6 protein-coding genes and 2 pseudogenes are annotated in these 11,300 nt (G+C 68.3%); 5 read left to right on the forward strand and 3 right to left on the reverse strand.

All coding sequences use genetic code 11. From position 1 onward, the window contains the following. Positions 1 to 19: 19 nt before the first annotated feature. Positions 20 to 3,205: a glycoside hydrolase N-terminal domain-containing protein gene (locus tag ACFV2X_RS46550; RefSeq protein ID WP_385628221.1), complete on the reverse strand. Its 3,186-nt coding sequence runs from the start codon at positions 3,203 to 3,205 to the stop codon at positions 20 to 22. 313 nt (positions 3,206 to 3,518) lie between these two features. Between ACFV2X_RS46550 and ACFV2X_RS46555 the strand changes: the two are divergent. Then, positions 3,519 to 4,170 (forward strand): annotated as a pseudogene (locus ACFV2X_RS46555) (NAD(+)/NADH kinase); the annotation flags it as partial. A 413-nt stretch (positions 4,171 to 4,583) separates the two neighbouring features. Here ACFV2X_RS46555 and ACFV2X_RS46560 read toward each other — a convergent pair. Next, positions 4,584 to 5,006: a transposase gene (locus tag ACFV2X_RS46560; RefSeq protein WP_385628223.1), complete on the reverse strand. Its 423-nt coding sequence runs from the start codon at positions 5,004 to 5,006 to the stop codon at positions 4,584 to 4,586. 824 nt (positions 5,007 to 5,830) lie between these two features. Here ACFV2X_RS46560 and ACFV2X_RS46565 point away from each other — a divergent pair. From ACFV2X_RS46565 to ACFV2X_RS46575, 3 genes are all read left to right on the forward strand, one after another. Beyond that, positions 5,831 to 5,941: a hypothetical protein gene (locus ACFV2X_RS46565; protein ID WP_385628224.1), complete on the forward strand. Its 111-nt coding sequence runs from the start codon at positions 5,831 to 5,833 to the stop codon at positions 5,939 to 5,941. A gap of 527 nt (positions 5,942 to 6,468) precedes the next feature. Further along, positions 6,469 to 7,575, forward strand: a complete 1,107-nt coding sequence (locus tag ACFV2X_RS46570) for a ricin-type beta-trefoil lectin domain protein (protein WP_385628227.1) — start codon at positions 6,469 to 6,471, stop codon at positions 7,573 to 7,575. A gap of 371 nt (positions 7,576 to 7,946) precedes the next feature. Further along, positions 7,947 to 9,929, forward strand: coding sequence for a TIM-barrel domain-containing protein (locus ACFV2X_RS46575; RefSeq protein WP_385628229.1), 1,983 nt, complete (start codon positions 7,947 to 7,949; stop codon positions 9,927 to 9,929). A gap of 163 nt (positions 9,930 to 10,092) precedes the next feature. Here the strand turns inward: ACFV2X_RS46575 and ACFV2X_RS46580 are convergent. Then, positions 10,093 to 10,299 (reverse strand): annotated as a pseudogene (locus ACFV2X_RS46580) (non-reducing end alpha-L-arabinofuranosidase family hydrolase); the annotation flags it as partial. A 327-nt stretch (positions 10,300 to 10,626) separates the two neighbouring features. Between ACFV2X_RS46580 and ACFV2X_RS46585 the strand changes: the two are divergent. Next, a partial coding sequence (locus tag ACFV2X_RS46585; RefSeq protein ID WP_385628232.1) for a transposase occupies positions 10,627 to 11,300 on the forward strand: 674 nt, incomplete at its 3' end.

The raw sequence follows: 11,300 nt of genomic DNA on the forward strand, positions 1-11,300 counted from the left end.
GTCCGGGGTGTCGCCGCTGTCAGGGCTTGATCGGCTTCACCTTCTTGTCGGCGCCGTTCACCCGCACGGTGATGTTTCCCTGATTCCGTGCCCGGTCGGCCACGATCTTGTAGGACGTGACCTTCCCGTCCCGCCATTCACAGTCGACCTGGTAGCCGCCGCGGGCACGGAGCCCGGTGAAGGAACCCTTGGCTCTCCAGTCGTCCGGCAGTGCGGGCAGCAGCTGGATGACGCCGTCGTGGCTCTGTAGGAGCATCTCCGCCACGGCGGCCGAGATGCCGAAGTTGCCGTCCATCTGGAAGGGCGGATGGTTGCAGAACATGTTCGGCAGTGTGTTGTAGGTGAGCAGTCCGCGCAGCATGATCTGGGCACGATGCCCGTCACCGAGGCGGGCGAAGAGGGCCGCCCGCCAGGGCCAGGTCCACGAGCGGCGGCTGTCGCCCGACACTGTCGCGGCGGTGAACGGGACGCCTTCCTTCTCACCGCACCGTGCCTTGAGCGAGACGAGGGCGGCGGCCGCGAAGTCAGGTGTCCTGGGGGTGATCTGGCGGCCCGGGTAGACCGCGAAGAGGTGTGAGGTGTGGCGGTGGATGTCGGTGGGGCTGTCGATGTCCTCCTGCCACTCCTGGAGCTGGCCCCACCGACCGATCCTGTTCGGCGCGAGGCGCGCCTGCATGTCCGCGACCTTGGCCCGGTAGGCGGGATCGGCCTCGAGCGCCGCCTCGCAGTCGAGGTAGTTCTGGAACAGGTCCCAGATGATCTGCTGGTCGTACATGACGCCGTCCTCGCGCGGCCCGTGTTCGGGGGACCAGCCGTTCGGCGCCACGAGCAGTCCGTCCTCGCGCTCCTTGAGGTGGTCCTCCCAGAACTCGCAGATCTCCTTGATCATCGGGTAGGCGACAGTACGGAGGTACATCATGTCCTGGGTGAACGCCCAGTGCTCGTACAGGTGTTGGGCGTACCAGGCGCTCGCGACGGTGTTCCACTCCCACGCGTTGCCACCGAAGACGCTCTGGCTGGTGCGGGCGGTCCAGCCGCGCGTGTCCTCGCCGAAGGCGTTGCGGGTCGCCACGCGGCTGGGCTCCGCCACCTGCTCGATGAACCCGACGAGCGCCTCGTGGCACTCCGGCAGGTTCGTCGTCTCGGCTCCCCAGTAGTTCATCTGGACGTTGATGTTGGTGTGGTAGTCGGAGGCCCAGGCCGGTGTGTTGCTGTCGTTCCACAGACCCTGGAGGTTGGCGGGCAGGCCCTTCGGGCGCGAGGAACTGATCAGCAGGTACCGGCCGAGGTCGAACATCGTCTGCTCGAGGGTCGGGTCCTGCCCGCCCGCCGCGTAACGCGCCAGCCGGGCGTTGGTCGGCAGGGCGACGACGGCGTCGTCGGAGGTGCCCCAGCACACGGAGACGCGGTTCATGAGGGCGCGCATCCCGGCGGTGTGCTCGGCGCGCAGCTCCTCGTAGGACCGAGCAGCCGCCTTGGCGAGCGCCTTGGCGATGACCGGTCCGGGATCGGCTCCGCGCCACCCGACGGCGGCGTCGAGCTTGTAGTCGGTGCGGGCGTCGAGGAGCAGGGTCAGGGTTGTGCAGCCTGTGAACCGGAGCACCGACCCGTCGGCGTGGAAGTCGCCGTCGGTGTGCACGACCTGGACGGTGCACGCGTGCTTGAGGCCGTTGCCCATGACACCGCGGAAGGCGATCCGCCGGGCGTCGGCGTCCACGGTCGTCGGGGCACCCTGTTGTCCGGACGTCAGGGAGATGGCTCCGGAGAGTCCCCGGTCGCTGTCCGACGTGTACCGGAAGACCATGACGTCCGCGGGCCGGCTGGCGAAGGCCTCCCGCAGGACGCGCCGCCCCGGCGCGCCAAAGCGGGTGACATGGATACCCTCGACGAAATGCAAGGCGCGCTGGTAGTCGACAATGGTGCGCTGCGTGCGCGTGTCGAACCCTCGGCCTTCCAGGGCGACTTCCGCGATCTGGAAGCCGGCGGACGACTCGCCGGGGGTGAACGTGAGCCGGTACGTACGGTAGGCCGTGCTGTTGGAGATCCGGAAGTTCCGGGTCTCACCGCGGTCGGCCAAGGGCGCACCGGGGTTCTGCGTGTCGAGGGTCACCCAGGCCTGCCCGTCCTGTGACGCCTCGAGCACCCATCGCCGGGGGTCGTCCTGCGGACGGTCCGGGGCCGCCGTCAGCGCGTACGAGGTGACGGCGACCGCGCGGGGCAGATCGGCCTGCCAGACGACCGCCGGTGCAGCGGCGTCGACCCGCCACACCATGGCCGGATCGCGGTCCACCGAACACGAGATGTCCGTGGCCCGGGACCCGGCGCCGGCACCGGATCCCTCGGAGTGCCCGCTCGGCGACGACAGGTACATCGAAGCCCCTCCCAGGTCGACACCGGACAGACCGATCTCGCTCACCTGGAAGTGGGTGATCCCTGCCTTGGGGACGAAGACGAACCGGTAAAAGCGGTAGGCCCCGGTGTGGTCACAGGTGAATTCCTTGGTCTGGAAACGGCTCTCGAAGGGCGCCGCCAACGTGCGGCTGTCCAGCGTGGTCCAGGTGGTGCCGTCGACGGAACCGGAGAACGTCCACTCCTGCGGGTCGCGCTGCGGCACATCGTTGGCACTCGTCAGACGGTAGGACGCGACCTCGATGGGGTCGGAGAGTTCGACCTGCCACTGCACCTTCGAATCGGGCCCCTCGATACACCACTTGGTGCTCGGGTTACCGTCGTATGTCTTGTCGACGCCCTCCGACGAGGAGGTGCGGTACGGGCCTCCTGGGGCCGTGACCTTGGCACGGGAAGCGAAGGTCACGACGATGTCACCGAAGTTCCGGTAGGAGCCGAAGCCGGTCATGCTGGTGTCAAAAGCGCTGTCCGGCTTGCCCGCGAGGGCGTTGTCGTAGTTGTTGACACCACCCCACAGACTCTGCTCATTGAACTGGATGCGCTCCTCGTCCGGGTCGGCGAAGAGCATGGCGCCGAGTCGGCCGTTGCCGATCGGCAGGGCCTGCGACCGCCAGTCCACGGCGGGGACCTGATACTTCAGCGCCTTGCGCGACAGGGTCGGCCAGTGGACGGCCGACGCGGCGGCGGCCTGTCCCGCAGAGGTTGCGCCAGTCAGCTGAGTGACCAGAGGCGCGAGGGCAAGGGCACCGCCGAACTTCAGGATGCTTCTTCGCTGCGGTTGGGATGCATGGGTCACGGCAAGTTCTCCCAGCCATCGATGGTCTTGTGCAGGGGCAAGTGCGCCCTCATCGAATTCGCCGAGGGCACACCATCTTTGCTGGGCTATAGATCGGATATCTAGAGGCGTGCAGCATTGACCATCGGTTGCGGTATGACAGCTAGATGAGCACGCCGCACCGGCAGCAAGTGGTAGCAGGTAAGAATGGATCCCATACATCGGATGTCATTCTCTTGATGGGCCATTGCCGGAGAGCGCTGGGGCCGGCGCTGGTGCCCCAGATGAGCGTCAGCGGCCGGTACAGGTCAAGCGGGCTCAGCGCCTTGGACACGTCGGGGGCGATCTGGTCTGCCCGGGCGGTGCCCGGCTGGCCGCGGAGAACGGCTCCTTGGCCCTGTGAGTCGACCTGGGGCGGGTGGGTTTCCTCACGGAGATGTCGGCCGCCGGGGGCGTGCGGCACTGCACGCGGTGCGCGAGGACCGGATCCGGATCGACAGCCGCATGCTGCTTGCCCTGCGGGCCTCCCGCCGACTGAAGGTGCCGAAGGACATCGAGTGTGGGTGCGGTACGGCCGTGGCCCACTCCTGCCGCCGCCCCAGGTACGCCCCGACTGCGACGTCGACGCCGACTGAGGCATCCCGCTGGACCTCCCCGCGCTCAACGACATCGTCCTGGAGAAGCCGGCCAGGACCGCCAGGTCTCGATCGGCGTCCAGGTCTCCGGCCGCCTCCCTGGCCTCCTGCTCCACCAACACCCTGCTCATGGCCACCCCGACCGGCTCCACCGCCTACAGCTTCGCCGCCGGCGGCCCTGTCGTCTCGCCCCGCGCGGAGGCCCTCGTCTTCACGCCGGTCGCCGCGCACATGGCCTTCGACCGTTCCATCGTCACCGCCCCCTATGAGCCCATCGGGCTGCGCGTCCCGGAACGGTCGGGACAGGCCGCCGTCAGCATCGACGGCCAACTGCGGGGCATGCTCGATCCCTTCGTAGCTGTTGACCGTCAGCGTGACGGTTCCGCCGGATGATGTAGCGGCGGATCATGCTAACCTCGACGTGTGGACCTCGGCCCAGTCCGCCACCCGACGGCACCGCTTGGCCTCGATCACCGGTATGGTCCGCGGGTGATGCAGGAGCCGGAACATAGAGATGCTTCGTGACCTCGGATGATGAGCTTGTCACAGGCTTCGGCACACACGATCCGTGAGGCATCTCGTAAGTGAAGTTCTCTCACGCCGCTTCGGTGGTCTCCGCCACGTCCGACGGGGCGAATCTGATCGTTCATGTGGGCCTGGTGCTCAAGGCACGTGCGCTGGGAGTGACCTGGGCGCGCATCCGGGAGACCCCTGGGGATGACCCGCCAGTCCGCGTGGGAGCGTTTCTCCGGCGAGGAATAGGGCTACTGAATGCGCTGGTCATAGCCACTCGTTGATGACCGCGACGAGGATGGTCGCCTCGTAGCGGACCGCCAACTTGTCATAGCGCGTGGCCACCGCCCGGTGTCTCTTGAGGCGATTGATGCCGCACTCGACCGCATGCCTCGCGCGGTAGTCAACGGTGTCGAACTTCGGCGGCCGACCACCGCGAGAGCCCCGCTTCTTGCGGTTGCGCGCCTGGTCGGCCTTGTCCGGGATGGTGCACCGGTGCCACGCCGCCGCAGGTAGGCGCGGTTCGCGCGGGAGGCGTACGCCCTGTCCGCGCGGACTCGCCTCGGCCGCGTGCGGGGCCTGCCAGGGCCGAGGCGCGGAACCCGGACACGTCCCAGGACGGCCTCGAACTGCGGGGAGTCACCCCGCTGCCCAGCCGTGACGACGACCGCCATGGGCTTTTGCCTCTGCTCCACAGCCAGATGCAGCGAGAGCCACCGGGCGCGCCCGCCTCACACCGCAGGCCGCTGGAACTGCTGATTGGGGGGTACCAGGGGCAGGATCATGGTGGTCTCGAGGCCGACGGTACTCCTCACGACAGGCTCGAATGTTGAATCTTGTTCAGACTGCCACCGGGACACTAGACACCGGGCATGCCCTCGTCAATGGTTACCGCGAGGTAATCATCCCATGTCTAATGTCAGCCAGTCGGGAATGGCTCGTGAATGGCCTGCACTCTCGGGAGCATCGGCCCTCATGCCCGACAGGAGTACCCTCGATGTTTCACCGATTCATCCCACGTTTCTGAGGTATGGCGTCATCGCTCCTCACCTGAGCCGCACGACCGTCCGTCAAGCCGGCAGAGGTTGCCGTACCTTGCGGAGCACCTCGCCCCAGGTCTCCTCCGGTGCCATGACGGGTGCGGAACACTCAAAGCCCTTGCAGCGACGGAGTCCGAAACCTCGAACGCCATGCGCGCACATTCGCCGCCCCTGACCAGCCTTTCAGCTCCCATGGACTACGGATGCCGAAGGTATTGACGCGTCCCGCCGCCCCCACTTAATCTCTGCCCGACCCCACGAACGCTGTTCGATTTATCGCACAACTGATGTGGGTCGGACAGGGAGTCGGCCATGAAGGCTTCCCCCGGCCAAGCACGGGGAGGGCATGCCGCAAGGCGCAGTCACAGGGCTGTTGAGGTACACATGAAGAGCTGGCGTGTCCGGCGGTGTCCCCCGCTCGGCGCCGTGGCCGCACGGGCCGGGTGTCCGCGGCCACGGTGTCAAACGCGCTCAACAGCACCGGACGACTCTCCGAGGCGACCAGACAGCGCGTGTTCATCGCGGCACGCGAACTCGGTTACGCCCGGCCGACACGGCCCATCCCCTGACCCGCGGCGGCGGAGTGCTCGGCCTGACGATGACCACGCACGGCGACCCTCCCGTCCCATACACCGAGATCCCGGACTACGCACAGCTGGCGCTGGGCGATGGCGGCGGCCCGCGCAACCAGACATAGGATGTTCGCGAGCCGATACCAGCGAGGGAGAGAGCGGCGAACCGACCGCAGGTGCAGCACCCTTGGCACGAGCAGCACCGGATTCGCCCCATGTCGCCGATCCCTGATTTCTTGGGTATTCATGGGATGTCTCGGTCCGGATCGTGGTATCTATACGGATGCGCTTGTGAGGCCGGTTCAGGCCGACCCTCTCGGTACATGAGGGCCGGGACAGAGGGATTCACCGGGCAGGCTCGGTTTTGTCAACGCTCACAGCGCAAGAGGCTCCCCAGCCACGCCGTTCTACCAGTACGTCAGGCGGCCGCCGACCCCGACGGAAGGGCACAGCGGCCGAGTCGCTGGCACGAACGGCGATCAGCCCCGTTGTTCCATCACTCACTCGCAGAAGAGGACGCCTGCATGAGAAGGTCTTGGCTTCGTCCCCTGATCTCGCTAGTCGCTGCCGCACTCGGGGTGATGGCGGCAGGCGTGACCCCTGCCTCCGCCGCCTCCAACACGCCCTTGCGGGTCATGCCGTTGGGGGACTCGATAACCTGGGGCGTGGGAAGCAGTACGGGCAACGGCTACCGCGGGCCGTTGTGGAACCAGCTTGCGGCGGACGGCCATCCGCTGGACTTCGTGGGTACGTTGCGCGGCGGTTCGATGTCCGATCCCGACAACGAAGGCCACTCCGGGTACCGCGTCGACCAGATCGCCGCTCTCGCCGATGCCTCGCTGACCCGCTACCGGCCCAACGTCGTGACGCTGCACATCGGCACCAACGACCTCCAAGGGGCCTCGGAGGTCAACACCGCCATCGCCCGGCTGAGGTCGCTGGTCAACCAGATCACCGCCGACGTCCCCGACGCAACCGTCCTCGTCGCCTCCCTGGTCGTGTCCACCAGCAGCTCGGAGGAGCAGTGGCGGGGCACGTACAACCAGGCCACCCGGCAAATCGTCAACGACGCACAGGCCGCGGGCAAACACGTCGCCTACGTCGACATGAGCAGCCTGACCACGGCCGACCTGGCCGACCCCCTGCACCCCAACGACGCGGGCTACCAGAAGATGGCCGACGCCTTCCACCGCGGCATCCAGGCCGCGGACAGCGCCGGGTGGCTGAAGAACCCCGCCCCCGCCCCCGCACGCGTACAGTCGGGCATCGCCGACAAGTGCCTGGATGTCAACGGCGCCGGCACCGCCGACGGGACCGCCGTCCAGATCTGGAGCTGTGGCGGCCAAGCCAACCAGCTCTGGTCCGCCTACACCGACGGCACCCTGCGCTCCATGGGCAAGTGCCTCGACGCCGCCGGCGGGAGCACCGCCAACGGCACCAAGGTGCAGCTCTGGTCCTGCCACGGCGGCGCCAACCAGGTCTGGCAGCCCTACAACGGCGGCTACCGCAACCAAGCCTCCGGCCGCTGCCTGGACGTTCCGGGCTCCTCCACGACCGACGGCACGCAGCTCCAGCTGTGGGACTGCAACGGCGGCGCCAACCAGAAGTGGACCGCTCTGACCGCCGGATAACCCGCTCCCGGGGCCCTGAGCCCGGCCCAGGGCCCCGGGAGAACATCGATGGCGGGGGCACCGCCGGGTGCGGCGCCCACCATGGCTGAGGGCAGTAGCCCTCCCGCGTGCCCAGCTGTGCCGCCTAGCGGCGCAGCAGTGAAAATGCTCGCGTACGAAAGCGGGGCGGTCCTCAGCCACGGCAGCGCGGACGGCACGGCCACGAGCCAGAGCCTGTTGCGAAAGTGGCCGCTGCCGCACGACACCTGGGGCGGCAGGCGTCAGACCGCCCATGGCGCCCCAGGCACCGCCGCACACGATACCGGCCACCGTGGCATTTGCGTCCGAACGGATGCACGTGTGCGGGCCTTGATAAGAACAGAGGAATCGCCGTGACTTACAGCATCCGCGCGGGCGGCCTGGAGCGCCACACCGCCGAAGAAGTCCTTCGCATCGAGCCCTGGGGGCCGCACGCGGTGCGGGTCCGGGCCTCGGCCGGGGTCGTCGATCCCGCCGCTCCCGGAGCGCTGGAGAGCCCCTGCCCCTCCCCGCACGCCGAACCTTCCGTACGGGACGACGGCTCTGGCCGCCTGGTCAACGGCCGCCTCGCCGTCGAGGCCGCCGCGGACGGCCGGCTGAGGTTCCTGCACGCCGCCTCGGGCCGTGAACTCCTCGCCGACAACGCCCCGTACAGCCACCATGCCGGCCCCCGTGTCCATGCGGCGGGCGGCCGGACGGAGCAGCACTTCGAGGCGTACGACGGTGAACGGCTGCACGGCCTGGGACAGCATCTCCACGGACGCCTGGACCAGAAGGGGTGTGTGATCGACCTCGTCCAGGGCAACACCGTGGCCGCCATCCCCTTTCTCCACTCCTCGCGCGGCTACGGACTACTGTGGAACAACCCCGCCACAGGGCGTGTCGAGCTAGGCGCCGACACCACCCGGTGGACCGCCGACGCCGGCGGGCGCGTCGACTACTGGATCACCGCCGGCGACACCCCGGCCCAGATCATGGACTCCTACACCCGGGCCACCGGACGCCCGCCCCTCCTCCCCGAGTGGGCATCCGGTTTCTGGCAGTCCAAACTGCGCTACCGCACCCAAGACGAACTCCTCGCGGTTGCACGCAAGTACAAGGAACGCGGACTGCCCCTGTCCGTGATCGTCTGCGACTTCTTCCACTGGCCGAAGATGGGCGACTGGCGCTTCGAGGAGAGCGAGTGGCCCGACCCCGCCGCCATGGTCAAGGAGCTGACAGACCTCGGGGTGAAGCTCGCCGTCTCGGTCTGGCCGACCGTCGAACCCGGCAGCGACACCTACGACGAGCTGCGCACCTCCGGACACCTCGTTCGGGACGCGGACGGCGGTCTGCTCACCTTCCCGTGGCCGTCCCGGGACAGCGGGGACGCGCTGATACGTCCGATGGCGTACTACGACGCCACCCACCCCGGTGCACGCGCCGCGCTGTGGCAGCGGCTGAACGACAACTACCGTGCGGTTGGCGTGGGCTGCTTCTGGCTGGACGCCTGCGAACCCGACCTGCCCCGAGAGGCCGCCGACCGCGCCGTCTACGCGGCCGGGACCGCCGCCGAGGCCGCCAACCTCTACCCCGTGCTGCACACCCGCGCGGTGGCCGACGGCCTGCGCGCGGCGGGCGAGGACCGGCCGCTGTCCCTGGTCCGCTCCGCGTGGGCAGGCAGCCAGCGGTACGGGGCCGCGCTGTGGTCCGGCGACATCCCCACCACCTTCGACTCCCTCTCGCGCCAGATCAGGGCCGGGCTGAACGTCGCGATGAGCGGCATCCCCTGGTGGAACACCGACATCGGCGGCTTCGGCGGCGGCGACCCGGACGACCCCGCCTACCGCGAGCTACTGATCCGGTGGTTCCAGTACGGCACCTTCAGCCCCATCATGCGGCTGCACGGGGACCGGGAGCCCAACTACCCTACGTTCTCGGCGGACATGACGGGCGGGCCGAACGAGGTCTGGTCCTACGGGGAGCAGGCGTACGACATCCTCCGGGACCACCTGATACTGCGCGAGCGTCTGCGCCCGTACCTGAGGGCGCTGTCCGAGGCCGCCCACCGCACCGGCGCCCCACCGATGCGCCCGCTGTTCTTCGACTTCCCGGACGACGAGCGCGCCTGGGACGTGGACGACCAGTTCCTGCTCGGCCCCGATGTACTGGTGGCGCCCGTGTACGAGGCGGGCGCGCGGACCCGCCGAGTGTATCTGCCGTCCGGCGCGCGCTGGCTCGACCCGGTCACCGGACACGGGGTGGAGGGCGGTACGACGCTCGAAGTGGACGCCCCGCTGGAGCGCATTCCCGTCTTCGTCCGCGAGGGGGCCTACGTCGTCGCTTTGCTCGGCTGACAACACGGTCGGTAAGGGGTGGGTCCCCCTTGCCGTCGTAGTGCTTCGGTCCGTACTCACGACGAAGGTCCACTGAAAGAGAGGAACCCCAGCCGACGCGGCTGGGGTTCCTCGAAGCGGTGAGTTTCAGTCAGCGGGTGGAGTCGCCCACGCCCTGAACCGCTCATCTACGCGTCGGCGGACCGCACCACATCGCGATCGCGGGTGTGATGGGGGACTTGCTCTGGCAGAGGAGCCGCAGGTTACAGGGGTCGATGGTCATGGTCTGGTCGGGGTTGTTGCGGACCAGGCCACCGTGGCTGACGTCGTTGGTCCAGGTGGCACCGCTGTTGGCTTCGCCCGCGAAGGGGTTGCTTTCACTGCTGACCTTGCCCGATCCTGTTGCCTATTTGCTGTTTGTGCTGGTCGGGGTGTTGATGGTTGCGGCAGGCTGGTCTGGTGGCCGGTCCTTCTCGTTCCCGGTCACGGAGCGGGAGGGGCCCTGTGTCGATGCAGCCGCAGTCGTGGCCGGAGCCGGCGCCGGAGGTAGCGCGGGCGGTGCGGGCAAAGTACTCCGGCCGTCAGGTGCCGCTACCGGGTCGTGGTACGTGATCGGCTCGGTGAGTTGTTCCCGGATGCCGAGTTCGCGGAAGCGTTCGCGGTAACGGGGCCACGTGGCTGGTCACCGGGCCGCTTGGCACTGGTCACGGTGGAGCAGATGGCCGAGAACCTGACCGACCGGCAGGCTGCCGAGGCCGTGCGGGACAAACTCTCGTGGTCCTACGCGCTCGGACTGGGCCTGGAGGATCCCGGCTTCGACTTCAGTGTCCTGTCCCAGTTCCGCACCCGGGTCGCCGCCCATGGCCTGGAAGAGAAGGTACTGGACTTGTTGGTGGCCAGGCTGGTCGAACAAGGCCTACTGGCCAAAGGAGGCAAGCAGCGCACGGACTCCACCCACGTGATCGCAGCGGTGCGCGACCTGAACCGGCTGGAACTGACCGGCGAAGCGGTTCGCGCCGCACTCGAAGCGCTGACCTGCACGGATCCGGACTGGGTCGCACAGGCGGTGGACGTGACCTCATGGAGCAAGCGGTACGGACCACGGGTGGACAGCTGGCACCTGCCCACCCCCCGGACCAAGCAGCAGAAACTGGCCGTGGACTTCGCCCGGGACGGCTTCGCCCTGCTGGGCGCGGTCCACCACTCCAACTCCCCGGTCTGGCTGCGCGAACTGCCCGCGGTGCAGGTCCTGCGGTGCGTGCTGCTGCAGAACCACACCCGCACCACCACCCAAGGCGGCCGCGAGGTCGTCAAGCGGCGGGAGAAGACCGATGAAGGCGGTGACGGCCGCCCACCCGGCCACCTACGTATCTCCTCTCCCTATGACACCAA

Source organism: Streptomyces sp. NPDC059679, assembly GCF_042734105.1.
Classification (GTDB): domain Bacteria; phylum Actinomycetota; class Actinomycetes; order Streptomycetales; family Streptomycetaceae; genus Streptomyces.

Bases quoted from the DNA above. Each gene is read 5' to 3' on its own strand.
- ACFV2X_RS46560 (WP_385628223.1), bottom strand. From the start codon at position 5,006: ATGGCGGTCGTCGTCACGGCTGGGCAGCGGGGTGACTCCCCGCAGTTC.
- ACFV2X_RS46570 (WP_385628227.1), top strand. From the start codon at position 6,469: ATGAGAAGGTCTTGGCTTCGTCCCCTGATCTCGCTAGTCGCTGCCGCA.